The following is a 14,226-nucleotide window of genomic DNA, read 5'->3' as shown; positions in this document are numbered from 1 at the left end:
CGGCGCGCCTGCGCCGCCGGCTTTTGCGGTTGAATGACCGGCATGGTCACCGGTGACGAAGTCCGCGCGTTCGCCCTGACGCTCCCCCGTGCCTACGAAGCCGTCGTGCGCGACCGGGCCAAGTTCCGGGTCGGGCAGATCGTGTTCGCCGCGCTATCGCGGGACGAAACCGAGCTGGGCTTCGGTTTTCCCCGTGACCAGCGGGAAGCGCTGGTCACGGGCGAACCGGAGAAGTTCCTGATGCCCGAGGGGGCGGACCTGCGGTACCAGTGGGTGCGCTGCCGCCTGGCGGCGATCGACGCGGACGAGATGCGCGAGCTCGTCCTGGACGCGTGGCGGATGTGCGTGCCGAAAAAGGTCTGGAACGCCTACGCGGAGATGCATTCGCTCTGAGCGAGCGCCTCCTCGGTCACGACGAGGAGGCCGGCCACGACCGAGAACGCCAGCACCGCCATCACCACGAACACCGCGGGCAGCCCGGCGAGCTGCGCGATCGCACCGCCGGCGAGGGCACCGAGGGACTTCGTCCCCCACGCGACCAGGCGGTAGCTGCTGTTGAGGCGGCCGAGCAGCCGGTCCGGGGTGAGGCGCTGGCGCAGCGACACCATGACGACGTTCGACACCATGACACCCGTGCCGCCGAGGAAGAACCCCGCGCCGACGGCGTACGGGTTCGCGGTCACCGCGAGCGTGCCGACCGAAAGGCCGCCGGTGAGCCAGGAGATCCACAGCGCGCGGACCCGGCCCAGGCGGCGTTCGACCGCCTCGGCGACCAGCGACCCGGTCAGGCCGCCCGCGGCGCTCGTGGCCATCAACAGGCCGAACGCCGGCGCGGACAGGCCCATCGCCGAGCCGGGCCCGACCGCGTACAGGACGAGGACGGCGAAGGTCGCCCCGGTGGCGAAGTTGAACGTCCCGACCATGAGCGAGAACGTCCGCAACACCTTGTGGCGCACCAGGAACCGCAGCCCTTCGGCGATGTCCGCGCGCAGGGTGGTGGGCTTTTCCCGGGGGATCCGGTACTCGCCGCGCACGAGCAGCAGCGCCGCGACGGCCACGGCCCACAGCGCCACCGGCGTCACGAGCGCGGCCACGATTCCGGCCGCGGCCAGCACTCCGGCGAGCGGCGGGCCGGCGAACTCGTTGGCCGTCTGCTCGGCGGCGAACATCCGGCCGTTGGCGCGGGCCAGCTGTTCCCGCCCGACGACCTGCGGGACGATCGACTGCGCGGCGGTGTCGTAGATCGTCTCGGCGCACCCGACGCCGACGGCGACGACGTACAGCGCCCAGATCGATCCCCCGCCGAACACGGTCAGCAGCGTGACGCCGCCGAGGAGCCCGCCGCGGACGAGGTTGGCGGCGAGCATCGCGCGGCGCCGGTCGAGCCGGTCGACCAGCGCGCCGGCGGGCAGCGCGAACAGCAGCCACGGCAGGCTGAAGGCGAAGGCGAGCCCGGCGACGAGAGCCGGCTCGCGGGTGTAGCCGACCGCGACCAGCGGTAACGCGACCTTGAGGACGCCGTCGGCGAGGCTGGACAGGCCGGCGGCGGACCACAGCCGCCAGAACACGGGGTTCATGAATGGAGGATCGCACATCGATGGGGTTTTCTCCATCGATGTGACCGGATTCCATCGATGGACTACGCTCCGCTCATGACGGAACCCCGCCGACGGCGCCCGGCGACGCCGGCGGAGGCCAAGGCCCTCGGCCACCCGCTGCGGCTGCGCATCATGCGGATGTGCCTGGTCGAGGAGCTGACGAACAAGCAGCTGGCCGACCGCCTCGACCGCGACCCCGGCACGGTCCTGCACCACGTGCGCCAGCTCGTGTCGGCGGGCCTGCTGGAACCGGCGCCGGTCCGCACGGGGCCGAGCGGGGCGCTGGAGAAGCCGTACAAGTCGAACAACGAGACGTGGTGGCTGGACGGACCGCTGTCCGAAGCCGACGCGGAGACGCGGTTCGCGCCGATCGAGATCTTCCAGGAGGAGATCCGCGCGGCGGGGCCGGAGTCGGTGGCGGTGCACGAGAAGTTCCTGCTGCACCTGTCCCCCGACGAGATCGAGGAGCTGGACCGCCGGATCCTCGCGGTACTCGACGAATACGTGGCGTCCGACCACGAGCGACCCGACCGGCCGGCGGTGGGCGGAATCTTCGTGCTGCACCACGTGGCGGGCCGGAAGCGTCGATGAATCTCGACTTTTGCCGCTTCGATTCCGATTGACGACGTAGGAATTGTTACGGAAACACTCTTCCCTCCGACCACTCCCGCACCCCGTTGCCGGAGCTCGAGGCCCTGCTGCGCGGCGGCGACCTCCCACCCGCGCGGCGGCAGGCGATCGAAGCCGAGCTCCCCAGCCGGTACGCGGAGAAGTGGCGGAACTCCGCCGGGCCCGCAGCCGGGGCCGCCTCTGGCCGGGCAACTCCCACCGGGCCCGACGTTCGCCCAGCCGGGATCGCCTCCCCACCAACCGGCCTGGGTCCCGCCCCGGTCGCGCCGGCCAAGTCCTCCGGGTGGGCCAAACCGCTCGGCTGCCTCGCCGCGTTCCTGATCGCCGCGGCGGTGGGCGTCGTCGTCGCGGTCGACAGCGGGAGCTCGCCGCCACCACACTCCGGCACCGTGGGCGTCACCCGGCTCGGCACCTGCCCCGTGGTGGAATCCCTGCTGGTCGGCGCCTCCTGCGTGTGCCGGACCCCGAACGGGGACATCGGCGGCGTCGTCGACTGATGCCGCGCGGCCCCTGCCCGGGGGAGGTGGGCAGGGGCCGTCCGCGCGGGTCTCGCCCACCCCCAGGGCCGGGCGAGACCCGCACCGCTCAGCGCGTCAGTGGTTCACCTTGAACCACGGCTGCGACCAGCCGAGGTAGGTCTGGCCCCACTTCTGCTTGATCTGCGCGATGGTCGTCTCGGTGTAGCTGCCGTAGCCGTTGATGTCGTTCGACAGGAACTTGCCGTCGCCGATCGAGATCATCGTGTGCCCGGCGCCGCTGCTCTTGAAGAACGCGAGCCCGCCGGCCGGGACCTGGGTGTCGCCCGGGTGCTTGAACGAGGCCGGGATCTGGGTCCAGTGGACGTAGGCGGTCTCCGAGCCCGAGGCGGTCCAGCCGTAGTTCTGCGCGTTGATCCGGTCGCACCAGCCCTCGTACGAGTCCAGGTCGTTGGTGTGGATCCGGGTCTTGGCGTAGGCGACCGCCTGCGCGCAGGTCTTCGGGTCGCCGGTGCCCGCGGTGGTGCAGGTCAGCGTCGAGCCCGCGCAGTCCGGGGCCACGCGGCCGTCCGAGCCGGTGTAGACGTAGGCGTCGCTGATGTAGCCGTCGCCCACCTTGTCCCAGATGTCCGACGTGCCGTACTTGCCGTCGACGGTCGATCCGTTGGTCTGGCAGGAGATGGTGACGGCGGTGCCGTCGGCGACGGTGCCGACCGGGCTCCCGCTGGTGCTCGGGGTGGCCCGCACGGTCAGCGCGATGCCCGAGTCGGTGTGCACGGTGCCCGTGGCCGCCAGGGCCGGGGTGGCGCCGACGAGCACGATCGCCGCGGCGATGCCGACCACGCCGGCCGCCCGCTTCCCGATCCGAATTCTCATGTGTGCGTCCCTCCAGGATTCGTTGTGGGGACAGCATGGCGACCGCCGGTACAAGGCCCGTACAAAAGCGCGAACACCCTCTGAAGATGCGGCAAAAAGGACGAAGCCCCGCCGGAAACACCGGCGGGGCCTCACCAGGACGAGCTCAGGCCAGGTACTCGGCCGCCGCGCGCAGGCTCACGTAGGAGCCGCTGAACGTGTCGATCCGCGGGCCGTCGCCGTCGGCCGGCCCCGGCACGCCGGTCTCCACCCTGATGTAGTCCACAGTGGACAGCGCGGCCAGCAGCTCCCGCACCCGCGGGTGCCGGTGCGCCTCCCGGGTCACCACGACGACGCTGCGGAACCCGCGGGCCGCTTCGAGGACCGCGTCGGCGTCGTCGGGCGTCGCCGTGAGCGTCCGCGTGCCCGGCACCAGCTCGGCCAGGTGCGCGCCGAGGCCCCACGGCATCGGGCCGGCCGCGATGGTCGGCTCGGTCTGGACGTCGACGACCAGCGGCGGGCCGTCCAGCCGGACGTCACCCCGGATCCGCAGCGCCTTGCGCGCCGCCTCGAGGCCGAGCCGCCGGTCCACCGGGCCCACCGAAGCCGGTGCCGGGTCGGTGCCCAGCGCCGCCGTCCGCGAAGCCGCCTCCGCCAGGCGTTCCAGGGGCAGCTCCCCCGCCGCGACCGCGGCGACGATCGCCGTGACGCACGCGTCGAGGTGCTCGGCCTCGAACGCCGCGCCGCCGAGGCAGAGCGCGTCCGCGCCCGCGGCGAGGGCCCGCACGGCCGAGCGGCCGAGGCCGTCGTGCTTGCCGTACGCGCCCGAGACCGCGCCCATCTCCAGCGCGTCGGTGATGACCGCGCCGTCGAAGCCCAGCTCGCCGCGCAGGACGTCGGTGAGCGCGACGCGGTTGAGCGTCGCGGGCTCCTCGCCCCACGCCTTCACGACCAGGTGGCCCGACATCACCGAGCGCACCCCGGCCCGGATCGCCGCGGCGAACGGGACCAGCTCGATCTCGCGCAGCTCTTCGACCGTGCGCGGCAGCACCGGCAGCGCGACGTGCGAGTCCTCGGTCGCCGCGCCGTGGCCCGGGAAGTGCTTGGCGCACGCCGCGACGCCGTACTTCTGCAGCCCCGTCACGTAGGCCGCGACGTGCGGTGACGCCTTCGCCGGGTCGGACCCGAACGCCCGGACGCCGATGATCGGGTCCTCGGCCGCCAGGGTCAGGTCCGCGCACGGCGCCAGGTTGAGCGTGATGCCGCAGGCCGCGAGCCGCTCGCCGAGCGCGGCCGCGACCGCCGTGGTCAGCTCCGGGTCGTCGGCCGCGCCGAGGGCCAGCGGGCCAGGCACGAACGACCCGGTGTTCACGTCGAGGCGGGTGACGTCGCCACCCTCCTCGTCGATCCCGACCACGACACCGTCGCGCTCACCCCGCAGCTGCGCGGTGAGTGCGGCGACCTGCTCGTCGTCGACGACGTTGCGGCCGAACAGCACCACCCCGCCCAGCCCGCCGGCCACGCGCCGCCGGAGCCAGTCCGGCGCGGTGGTCCCGGCGAACCCGGGCAGCAGGACGGCTTCGGCGAGCTTCTCCGGTGTGGACACCAGCTACCCCTTCACCGCGCCGGCGGTCGCGCCGGACACCAGCTTGCGTTGCACGAGCAGGAAGAACACCAGCGCCGGGATCGCGTAGATGACCGACGCGGCCATGACGCCGCCCCAGTCGGTGGCGAACGCCGTGCGGAACGACGCCAGCCACACCGGCAGCGTCTCCTTCGGCTTGTCCTGGATGAACACCAGCGCGAACAGGTACTCGTTCCACGCGGTGATGAAGCTGAACACCGACGTCGTGACGAGCCCCGGGCCGAGCAGCGGCAGCGTCACCCGGCGGAACGCGCCGGTCTGGCTGCAGCCGTCGATCATCGCGGCCTCTTCGAGCTCGTACGGGATCCCGTTGACGAACCCGTAGAGCATCCAGACCGTGAACGGCAGCGTGGTGGCGAAGTAGATCAGCAGCAGCGACGGCAGCGTGTTCAGCAGCCCGGCGTCCCGCATCAGCAGGAACAGCGGGATGAACAGCGCCGACACCGGCGCCAGCTGCGCCACCATCACCAGCACCAGGAAGCCCTTGCGGCCGGTGAAGCGCAGCCGCGACAGCGGGATCGCCGCCAGGGTCCCGGCGACCAGCGCGCACAGCACCGACCCGACCGTGACGATCAGGCTGTTGAGCAGGTACGTCGGGAAGTTGTCCTTGCCCAGCGCCGTGCTGAAGTTGCCGAACGAGATCGACGTCGGGATCAGGTCGTACTTGGGCGAGAGGATCTCGCCGGGCGTGCGCAGCGACGTGACGAACATCCAGTACGTCGGGAACACGATCGCCAGCGCGACGAGCACGCCGACCACCGAGAGCACGATCCGCTGCGAGAGCGATTTCCTCACTTCAGATCACCTTCCCGGGTCCGGGTGAGCAGCTGGATGTACCGGCCCGTGATGAGCGCGAGCACGATCAGCATCAAGGTCGCGATGGCGCCGGCCGCACCGAAGTGGTTGCCCGCGATGCCCTTGAGGTAGAGCACGACGGCCAGGGTGGTGCTTCCGCCGTCCGGGCCGCCTTCGCGGATCGCCCAGATCTGGGCGAACGCGTTGAAGTCCCACAGCACCGACAGGAACGTCACCATCGTGGTGATCGGCTTGATGGCGGGCCAGGTGACCGCGCGGAACGTCTGCCACGCGCTGGCGCCGTCGATGCCGGCGGCCTCGTACTGCTCGCGCGAGACGCCGATGATGCCCGCGTACAGCGAGAACGTCACGAACGGCACGGCCTGCCACACGATGAGCAGCCCGATCACCGTCAGCGTGCTGGGGCCGCTGGAGAACCACGAGAAGCCGATGAAGCCGTGGAACCCGAGCCGGTCGAGGGTCTTGTTGAGGATCCCGTACTGCTCGTCGAAGATCCACTGGAACACCGTGGTCGTCGCGATCACCGGCGTCGCCCAGGCCAGCACCAGCGTCACCTGCACGATGATCCGCACGACCGGGCCGAGGTGGCGCATGAGCACCGCCAGCAGCAGGCCACCGAGGATGGTGGCGGCCACGATGGCGGCGGTGAAGACCAGGGTCCGGAAGGTGACCGTCCAGAACTCCGGGTCCGAGAGCGTGTTCGAGTAGTTGTCGAACCCGATCCAGACCGTCTTGCCGGAGACGAGCTGGCCGATGTCGAGCTTGCGGAAGCTGATGGCGAGCACCTGGACCAGCGGCCAGGCGAGCAGCACCAGGATCGCGGCGAGCGCGGGGAGAAGGAGCAGGTACGGGAGCACCCGGTCGCCGAACCGGCCCCGCCTGCGCTTCTTGACCCGCGGGTCGCGCGGCGATGCCGGCGGGGTCGCCCCCGCCGGCATCGTCACATTGGCGGTCGCTGTCATCCGCCGATGAGCTTGTTCAGCGCGGCGTTGGCGTCGGCGGTCGCCTGGTCGAGCGTCTTCTTGCCGGTCAGGTACGCGGTCAGCATGTCCTTGACCGGGTTCTGGCCGGACTCCACGTCACCCCACTTCGGGCTGGCCGGCACGGCCTTGCCATTGGTGGAGGCCTTGGCCATCACGCTGCCCATCGGGTCCTTGTCCAGGCCGGTGAGGTCGGTCGACGTCCCCGGCACGACGCCGGCGGCGGCGAGCTGGCTCTGGTACTTCGGGCTGGAGAGCAGCTTGATGTACTCCTTGGCCGCGGCCACGTTCTTGCTGTTGGCCGGGATGGCCAGGTTGGAGCCGCCCAGGAAGACCGGGGCACTCTGGCCGGCGGTCTTGCCCGGGATCGCGAACGCGCCCGTCTTGTCGGTCAGGCTCGCGTCCGTCTTCGCGGCCGTCGCGACCTCCCACGGGAGACCGATCATCATGGCCACCTTGCCGGCGCCGTACACGGTCGCCTGCTGCGGCTTGGCCTCGTCCGCGTCCTTTGGCGCCTTCGTGCCGGAGGTGTCGACGAGCTTCTTGTAGAACTCGAGGCCCGCCTTCGCACCGGCGCTGTCCAGCGTCGCCTTGAAGTTCTTGCCGTCCGGCTGCGCGATGTCGCCACCGTTGTCCCAGATGAAGGACAGCAGCGAGTACCAGTTCTGGCCCGGCATGTAGAGGGCCTGGAAGTCCGGGTCGGAGCCGAACTTCGTCTTCAGCTTGGTGATCGCGTCGATCCACTCGTCGTTCGACGCCGGCGTCTTGGTGATGCCGGCCTGCTCGAACATGTCCTTGCGGTAGATGACCTCACGGTTCGCCGCGTAGAACGGGACACCGTAGATCTTGCCGTCGTAGGTGCCCGAGTCGGCGAGACCCTTCAGCCACTGCGCGCCGTTGAAGCTGTCCTTGTCGGCGGTCAGATCGGTGAGGACGCCCTCGTTCGAGGCGAACGCCGCGGTCTGCGTGTTACCGATCTCGATGACGTCCGGCGGGGTGCCGCCGGCCAGCGCGGTGGTCAGCTTCTGCTGGATGCCGTCCCACTGCTGGACCTCGTACTTGACCTTGACGCCGGGGTGCGCCGCCTCGAACTCCTTGTTGAGCGCGTCGGTCAGGGTGGCGGGCGCGGAGCCCGTCATCAGCCAGACCGTCACCGTGCCGCTGAGCTGCGCGGGAGCGCCGCTCGACGAAGCGGCCGTGTCCGAGCCGCTGGAGCCCGCGCACCCTGCGGTCGCGAGCGTGAGTGCGGCGGCGCCCGCCGCCAGCTTGAGCCAGCGCTTCACTCGATGCCGTCCTTTCCCTGCCTGGCCACCGTGGCCAAGCGCCCCAAATGGTGTAGACCAATGTTGGGGTTAGAGTGGTACGTACCACAGGCCCTGTCAAGGCGGTTGCCGGAACGTTGTAAACGCACCGGGGAGTCTGACGGGGTGTAGTCGGACGGTCACCGGCATCGCCGCGACCTGCGGGGGAAGTCGTCCGAATAGGAGGGTGTCCGGAACGTTTTTCACCGGTGGCCACGCGAGGTTCACCGCACGGCCACCCGTACGGCGCAACGAAAACGCCCCGGGGAAGGCTTCCCCGGGGCGTCGGTCGAGGCTCGTCAGGCCCCTCTGCCGCGCGCCCGGCTCCGGCGCGCCAGGACGACTCCGAGCACCGACACGACCAGGCCCACGACCAGCAGCGTGACCCCGAACTCCGGCCCGGCGCCGAAGTGCCGGAACACCCGCGCCGCCCCGAGCGCGAAGCCGGTCACGACCAGGACCGGTCCGGCCACCAGCGCGACCGTGCCCTTCCGCTCGGTCGGCACGGCGGCGAACACCGGCTGACCTCCCGCCGCCGCGCCGACGTCGGAGTAGACGGTGGTGATGGACCCGAAGGACACCCGGTCGCCGTCGTGCAGCAGCCGCGCCCGCCCCGGCGCCAGTGCCTGGCCGTTGACGAGCGTGCCGGCGCGCGAGCCGGCGTCGGACACCCAGGTCCCGCGCGCGTCGCGCCGGAGCCACGCGTGCCGCGGGCTCACCCGGTCCGAATAAAGCTTCAGGTGTGCTTCGGGCGCGCGCCCGACCAGCCAGGAGCCCCGCCGCACCTCCAGCCGCGCGACGGCGCCTCCGAGCGTCTCGATGGTCGCTTGGTGTTCCATCGCCCCTCCCCTCGCTTCCCCCGACGGACAGAGCGGCACGGGGGCGTGAAGATGCGCGGCGAACGGGTGAACCGGCCGGCGTTCGGGCGACGATCACCGTCCTCCCACCGACAGGGGTGCGTAGGCCAGTTGGACGCCCAGGAAACCGGGAGAACGATGAAGTCAGCTTGGCAAGTCCGCGCGGGCCGGCAAGGCGAGCGCGACCAGGAGTCCCTCTCCGAAGGGCTTTCGATCGTCGGCTGGGGCGGCGTCCCCGCCCTCGGCCGGTTCGACGACAAGGAAGCACTCAAGGCGGGGCTCCGGGAGTGCTACCCGCACCGCTCCCCCGCCGTGCTCGGGAACTGGGCCGGCCAGCTGTGGCGCTTCTACCGGGAGATGAGCGAGGGCGACCTCGTCGTCATGCCGCTCAAGACCGTGCGGCGCTTCGCCATCGGCGAGATCACCGGGCAGTACCACTACCGCCCCGGTGCGAGCGACGACTGCCGGCACGCGCGGCCCGTCCAGTGGCTCCGGACGGACGTCGAGCCCGGCGAGTTCGGCCCCGACCTGCGCGGCAGCCTCGGTTCGCTGCTCACCGTCTGCCGGTTGAGCCGCCACGACGCCGCCCGGCGGATCGCCGAAGTCGCGGCCGGCCGGGCGGACCCGGGCTGGCAGCACGCGTCGGCGAACCTCGATCCCGACGCGACCCGGACCGACCTGTGGGAAGCCGTCGAGACCGGTGCGGCACCGGTGAAGCTGACCGTGCGGACCCTGCTGTCCCGGTGGGGTTACCGGCGGCGCACCGCGACCTCGCTGGTGACCGTGCGGTCCGAGCTGGCCGAGCACGGCGTCACGACCCGGCCACCGTTCACCTCGGCCCGGATGGACGCGGTCGTCGAGCTGGTCCCGCTCGCCGACGAGCCGGGCACGGCCGACCCGGTGCCGGATCCACCCGAAGCCGAGGCTCAGGACGACCTGCCCACCAAGTGGATGGTGCGCGCGGTCCTGCCGGACGAGCCCGCCGTCGAGGCCGTCACGGCCGGGAAGCCCCTCGCCACCGCGGTGACCCTCATGCTGGCCAAGAACTATTCGCAGCTGGCGGTCACCGACGACGACGGGTTCTGCGTCGGCGCGGTCAGCTGGGAGTCGATCGGCCGGGCCCGCCTGGCGAGCGCCGCGCCGACGTTGCGGGACGCCACCACCCAGGTCCGGGTCGTCGACTTCGACGACGAGCTCTTCGAGCAGATCGACGAGATCTTCCGGCGTGGCTACGTCTTCGTCCGGGGAGAAGACCGCCGGAGGCTCATCGGGGTCGTGACCGCCCACGACCTCGCCCGCCAGTTCGGCGCGCTCGCCCGGCCGTTCTCGCTCCTGGAAGAAGCCGAGCTGCGGCTCCGGCGCCAGACCAAGCGCAGCCTGCCGGAGGAGCTGGTCGACAAAGTCGCGCCGCCGTGGGCGAACGGGAACCCGACCTTCGGCAACTACGTGCGCCTGTTCGAGGAACAACGCCACTTCGACCTGCTGAACTGGCCGCTCGACCACCAGGCGTTCCTCGGCCTGCTCAAGGACGCGCGCCGGATCCGGAACGACCTCATGCACTTCTCCGGCGACGAGGTCCCGAAGCAGGACCTCGCCGCCATCGAAGGGTTCTGCGCGACGGTCAAAGCCGTCGACCGGTAGCGGTCAGGGTTTCGGCGCCGGGGTCTTCACCCGCTCCAAGAGCAACTGGGCCACGTCCCGGACATCGACGTTCTCCGCCTTCTGCTCGCTCTGCCGCTGCACCAGCCCGTCGGTCAGCATCACCCGGCAGAACGGGCAGCCCGTCACGATCGTCTCCGCGTCGGTCGCGATCGCTTCGTCCACGCGCTCCAGGTTGATGCGCTTGCCGATCTGCTCCTCCATCCACATGCGCGCTCCGCCCGCGCCGCAGCACAGAGCACGGTCCGCGTGGCGGGGCATCTCCTCGAGCGTCGCTCCCGTCGCGCCCACGAGCTCGCGGGGCGGGGTGTAGACCTTGTTGTGGCGTCCGAGATAGCACGGGTCGTGGTAGGTCACCTTCGGACCGTCCTCGACCGCCTTCACCGGCGTCAGCTGGCCGCCGCGCACCAAGCGGTTGAGCAGCTGCGTGTGGTGCACGACCTCGTAGTGCCCGTCCAGGTCCGGGTACTCGCGGCCGAGCGTGTTGAGGCAGTGCGGGCACGTCGTGACGATCTTGCGCAGCTTCGGCTCACGGCCCTCGAACACCGCGTTGAGCGTCTCCGCCGTCTGCTGCGCCATCATCTGGAAGAGGAACTCGTTGCCCGCGCGGCGCGCCGGGTCGCCCGTGCACGACTCCTCCTTGCCGAGCACCACGTACTTCACGCCGGCGATGTGCAGCAGCTCGGCCGTGGCGCGGACCGTCTTGCGCGCCTGGTCGTCGAACGCGCCCGCGCAGCCGACCCAGTACACGTACTCGACGTCTTCGGCGAGCTCGCCGTCGAACACCGGGACGTCGAAGTCGAGGTCCTTCGTCCAGGCCAGCCGCTCGGAGTTGTTCTGGCCCCAGGGATTGCCCTTGGTCTCCAGGTTCTTGAACAGCCCGCCCAGCTCGGTCGGGAACGCCGACTCGATCATGACCTGGTAGCGGCGCATGTCGACGATGTGGTCGACGTGCTCGATGTCCACCGGGCACTGCTCGACGCACGCCCCGCAGGTGGTGCACGACCAGAGCACGTCCGGGTCGATGACGCCGTTGTCGGCTTCCGAGCCGACGAGCGGGCGCGCCTCCTCGTGCTCGGTGCCGGCGAGGATGTAGGGCGCCTCCTCGAACAGGTTGTCGCGCAGGCTCATGATGAGCAGCTTGGGCGACAACGGTTTCCCGGTGTTCCAGGCCGGGCACTGCGACTGGCAGCGGCCGCACTCGGTGCACGTCGAGAAGTCGAGCATGCCCTTCCACGTGAAGTCGCCGATCTTGCCGCGGCCGAACGTGTCGTCCTCGCCCGGGTCCTCGAAGTCGATCGGCTTGCCGCCGGACTCCATCGGCAGCAGCGGGCCGAGCGCGTCCGGCAGGCGCTTCGCCGAGACGTTGATCGGCGCCACGAAGATGTGCAGGTGCTTGGAGTAGAGCACGATCGACAGGAACACCAGCATGACGCCGATGTGCAGCATCAGGCCGATCGTCTCGAGCACCTCGGTCGTCGAGTGCCCGAGCGGCTCGAGGAGGTTCCCGACGCCGAGGGAGACGTAGGCACCGTTATCGTACGGGAAGTTGCCGGACGCCGAAGAGGCGCCGCGGAAGAAGAACATCGTCCAGACGACGTTGAAGATCATGAAGAGGATCAGCCACGCGCCGCCGGTGTGGGAGCCGTAGAAGCGCGACGCGCGGTCTTTGCGCGCGGGAGCGTTGCGGATGCGGATCACCGTGAACACGGCCAGCGAGACGGCCACCATGACGGCGATGAAGTCCTGCAGGAAGCCGAGCACCGCCCAGTGGCCGATCCACGGGATCGCGAACTTCTCGTCGAAGAGCGCGCCGTACGCCTCGAGGTACACCGAAGCGAGGATCACGAAGCCCCAGAACGTGAAGAAGTGCGCCAGGCCGGGCACCGACCACTTCAGGAGCTTGCGCTGGCCGAACACCTCGCGCACCTGCGCGAACATCCGGGCGCCCAGGTCGTCCGACCGCTTGGTGTCGGGCTGACCGGCCTTGATCAGCCGGTAGAGGAACGCGACCCGCTTGCCGGCGACGGCGAGGCCGACGACCGTCATGAGCAGGCCGAGGATGAGACGAACGAGCACGGGTCCTCCGGTCGTACTTCGAGGATCGGCTCAGTGCGAGCCGGTGTAGTAGCGGCACGCCTTGCACGCGTACCGCATCTTCGCGACCCGCCAGTGTTTCCGGTACAGATCGAGGTCGGGCGACCGGCGGACGCCGAGGCGCTGGTAGCGCCCGGGACGGCGATGGCCGGTTTCGTACCGCTCGGTCGCGCGGCCGAGGTGGGCGCGCCGCAGCACGCACCCCCGCGTCCCGCAGCCGAGCGCGGCGCGGCAGAACCGGTGCAGCAGCACCAGTTCCCCGATGACTTCTTCGACCACGCCGTAGCCGGGGTGGTCGCCCGGCCCGGTGAGCCGGACGGGCAGGCCGCAGTACCCGCACTTGAGGGTGCAGGAGAGGCAGCCGGCGATGTGCCTGAGCCGCAGTGCGCGCCGGTCTTCGGAGCCGGGTCCTCGGACGCGCGACGCCATGGGGCCTCCTCCGGCGACTGTGATCGGCACCACTGACTACTGGAGGGTAATGAGGAGGTCACTTCGTGCGACAGGACCATTCGGCCTAGTTACCTTGCGCCGTACGGCGTAAAAATCGAGGCAAGGATGACCTTACTGTCCGTATATCGAACGCCTTGTCGCGGAAATCGTACGTTCGGCCCTGCTGGCCCGGTGGTGTCCCCCGCCACAATCCGGGGCATGACGTATCGCCCCGTCCCGTACCGGCCGTCCCGCGTCCCCGCCGCCGAAGCCGTCGCCGAGGCCGCCGCCCTGCGGCAGCGGATGGAAGCCCGGCGCTCGGTCCGGATGTTCTCCCCCGACCCGGTCCCCGAGCGCGCGGTCCTCGACGCGATCGCGGTGGCCTCCACCGCCCCCAGCGGCGCGCACCAGCAGCCGTGGACGTTCGTCCTCGTCACCGACCCCGCGGTGCGCCGGACGATCCGGGAAGCCGCCGAGGCGGAGGAGCGGATCTCCTACGACGGCCGCCTCGGCGACGAGTGGCTCGACGCCTTGCGGCCCTTGGGCACGGACGCGGTGAAGCCCCACCTGACCGACGCGCCGTACCTGATCGTCGTGTTCCAGCAACGGTTCGCCCTCGACGACGACGGCGGCGTGCACAAGCACTACTACGTCGACGAGTCGGTGGGCATCGCGGTCGGCATGCTGCTGACGGCGTTGCAGGTGGCCGGCCTGGCGGCGTTGACGCACACGCCGTCACCGATGCGGTTCCTGGGCGAGCTGCTCGGCCGGCCCCGCAACGAACGGGCCTTCGCGGTGATCCCGGTCGGCTACCCGGCCGACGACTGCGTGGTCCCGGACCTGCGGCGCAAGTCCCTCGACGAGGTGCTCGTGCGGATCTGAG

Annotated in this window: 14 protein-coding genes; 5 read left to right on the top strand and 9 right to left on the bottom strand. The window is 70.7% G+C overall.

Annotated features, from left to right (window positions below; all coding sequences use genetic code 11):
* Window positions 1-42: 42 nt before the first annotated feature.
* A complete protein-coding gene (locus ACZ7PG_RS36760; protein WP_470243788.1) occupies window positions 43-393 on the top strand; it encodes an MmcQ/YjbR family DNA-binding protein in 351 nt (116 codons plus the stop codon).
* Here ACZ7PG_RS36760 and ACZ7PG_RS36755 read toward each other — a convergent pair.
* Entirely contained in the window at window positions 369-1,577 is a 1,209-nt protein-coding gene (locus ACZ7PG_RS36755) for an MFS transporter (RefSeq protein WP_470243787.1), read from the bottom strand. The genes ACZ7PG_RS36760 and ACZ7PG_RS36755 overlap by 25 nt on opposite strands.
* Window positions 1,578-1,652: 75 nt before the next feature.
* Between ACZ7PG_RS36755 and ACZ7PG_RS36750 the strand changes: the two genes are divergently transcribed.
* Window positions 1,653-2,189 carry an ArsR/SmtB family transcription factor gene (locus tag ACZ7PG_RS36750; protein ID WP_470243786.1) on the top strand — a complete coding sequence of 179 codons (537 nt, stop codon included), beginning with the start codon at window positions 1,653-1,655 and terminating at the stop codon, window positions 2,187-2,189.
* An 86-nt stretch (window positions 2,190-2,275) separates the two neighbouring features.
* Window positions 2,276-2,725, top strand: a complete 450-nt coding sequence (locus ACZ7PG_RS36745; RefSeq protein WP_470243785.1) for a hypothetical protein — start codon at window positions 2,276-2,278, stop codon at window positions 2,723-2,725.
* Window positions 2,726-2,821: 96 nt separating this feature from the next.
* Here the strand turns inward: ACZ7PG_RS36745 and ACZ7PG_RS36740 are convergent, their stop codons facing one another.
* From ACZ7PG_RS36740 to ACZ7PG_RS36715, 6 genes are all read right to left on the bottom strand, one after another.
* Complete coding sequence (locus ACZ7PG_RS36740) at window positions 2,822-3,580, bottom strand: SH3 domain-containing protein (RefSeq protein ID WP_470243784.1); 759 nt, start codon at window positions 3,578-3,580, stop codon at window positions 2,822-2,824.
* Between the two features lie 145 nt (window positions 3,581-3,725).
* Entirely contained in the window at window positions 3,726-5,165 is a 1,440-nt protein-coding gene (locus ACZ7PG_RS36735) for a glycoside hydrolase family 3 protein (protein ID WP_470243783.1), read from the bottom strand.
* 3 nt (window positions 5,166-5,168) lie between these two features.
* On the bottom strand, window positions 5,169-5,999 hold the full coding sequence (locus ACZ7PG_RS36730) for a carbohydrate ABC transporter permease (RefSeq protein WP_470243782.1): 831 nt from the start codon (window positions 5,997-5,999) through the stop codon (window positions 5,169-5,171).
* Window positions 5,996-6,982 carry a carbohydrate ABC transporter permease gene (locus ACZ7PG_RS36725; RefSeq protein WP_470243781.1) on the bottom strand — a complete coding sequence of 329 codons (987 nt, stop codon included), beginning with the start codon at window positions 6,980-6,982 and terminating at the stop codon, window positions 5,996-5,998. The genes ACZ7PG_RS36730 and ACZ7PG_RS36725 overlap by 4 nt, the downstream gene beginning before the upstream one ends.
* On the bottom strand, window positions 6,979-8,283 hold the full coding sequence (locus ACZ7PG_RS36720) for a sugar ABC transporter substrate-binding protein (RefSeq protein WP_470243780.1): 1,305 nt from the start codon (window positions 8,281-8,283) through the stop codon (window positions 6,979-6,981). The genes ACZ7PG_RS36725 and ACZ7PG_RS36720 overlap by 4 nt, the downstream gene beginning before the upstream one ends.
* A gap of 317 nt (window positions 8,284-8,600) precedes the next feature.
* Window positions 8,601-9,140, bottom strand: coding sequence for an FHA domain-containing protein (locus tag ACZ7PG_RS36715; protein ID WP_470243779.1), 540 nt, complete (start codon window positions 9,138-9,140; stop codon window positions 8,601-8,603).
* A 156-nt stretch (window positions 9,141-9,296) separates the two neighbouring features.
* On the opposite strand from ACZ7PG_RS36715, the gene ACZ7PG_RS36710 reads away from it, so the two are divergent.
* A complete protein-coding gene (locus ACZ7PG_RS36710) occupies window positions 9,297-10,799 on the top strand; it encodes a CBS domain-containing protein (protein WP_470243778.1) in 1,503 nt (500 codons plus the stop codon).
* A gap of 3 nt (window positions 10,800-10,802) precedes the next feature.
* Here the strand turns inward: ACZ7PG_RS36710 and ACZ7PG_RS36705 are convergent, their stop codons facing one another.
* Both ACZ7PG_RS36705 and ACZ7PG_RS36700 read right to left on the bottom strand, forming a co-directional pair.
* The gene (locus ACZ7PG_RS36705; RefSeq protein ID WP_470243777.1) at window positions 10,803-12,896 is read right to left on the bottom strand and encodes a (Fe-S)-binding protein; all 2,094 of its coding nucleotides are present in this window, start codon (window positions 12,894-12,896) and stop codon (window positions 10,803-10,805) included.
* Between the two features lie 30 nt (window positions 12,897-12,926).
* Complete coding sequence (locus tag ACZ7PG_RS36700) at window positions 12,927-13,343, bottom strand: hypothetical protein (RefSeq protein WP_470243776.1); 417 nt, start codon at window positions 13,341-13,343, stop codon at window positions 12,927-12,929.
* Window positions 13,344-13,562: 219 nt separating this feature from the next.
* Here ACZ7PG_RS36700 and ACZ7PG_RS36695 point away from each other — a divergent pair, with 219 nt between their 5' ends.
* On the top strand, window positions 13,563-14,225 hold the full coding sequence (locus ACZ7PG_RS36695) for a nitroreductase family protein (protein ID WP_470243775.1): 663 nt from the start codon (window positions 13,563-13,565) through the stop codon (window positions 14,223-14,225).
* Window position 14,226 lies beyond the last annotated feature (1 nt).

It is taken from the genome of Amycolatopsis sp. NPDC114504 (assembly GCF_055633595.1).
Note: the sequence above shows the minus strand (reverse complement) of the source record. Positions and strands in the feature narration are given on the sequence as shown.

Bases quoted from the DNA above. Each gene is read 5' to 3' on its own strand.
- ACZ7PG_RS36725 (WP_470243781.1), bottom strand. From the start codon at position 6,982: ATGACAGCGACCGCCAATGTGACGATGCCGGCGGGGGCGACCCCGCCG.
- ACZ7PG_RS36740 (WP_470243784.1), bottom strand. From the start codon at position 3,580: ATGAGAATTCGGATCGGGAAGCGGGCGGCCGGCGTGGTCGGCATCGCC.
- ACZ7PG_RS36710 (WP_470243778.1), top strand. From the start codon at position 9,297: ATGAAGTCAGCTTGGCAAGTCCGCGCGGGCCGGCAAGGCGAGCGCGAC.
- ACZ7PG_RS36750 (WP_470243786.1), top strand. From the start codon at position 1,653: ATGACGGAACCCCGCCGACGGCGCCCGGCGACGCCGGCGGAGGCCAAG.
- ACZ7PG_RS36700 (WP_470243776.1), bottom strand. From the start codon at position 13,343: ATGGCGTCGCGCGTCCGAGGACCCGGCTCCGAAGACCGGCGCGCACTG.
- ACZ7PG_RS36695 (WP_470243775.1), top strand. From the start codon at position 13,563: ATGACGTATCGCCCCGTCCCGTACCGGCCGTCCCGCGTCCCCGCCGCC.
- ACZ7PG_RS36755 (WP_470243787.1), bottom strand. From the start codon at position 1,577: ATGAACCCCGTGTTCTGGCGGCTGTGGTCCGCCGCCGGCCTGTCCAGC.
- ACZ7PG_RS36715 (WP_470243779.1), bottom strand. From the start codon at position 9,140: ATGGAACACCAAGCGACCATCGAGACGCTCGGAGGCGCCGTCGCGCGG.
- ACZ7PG_RS36760 (WP_470243788.1), top strand. From the start codon at position 43: ATGGTCACCGGTGACGAAGTCCGCGCGTTCGCCCTGACGCTCCCCCGT.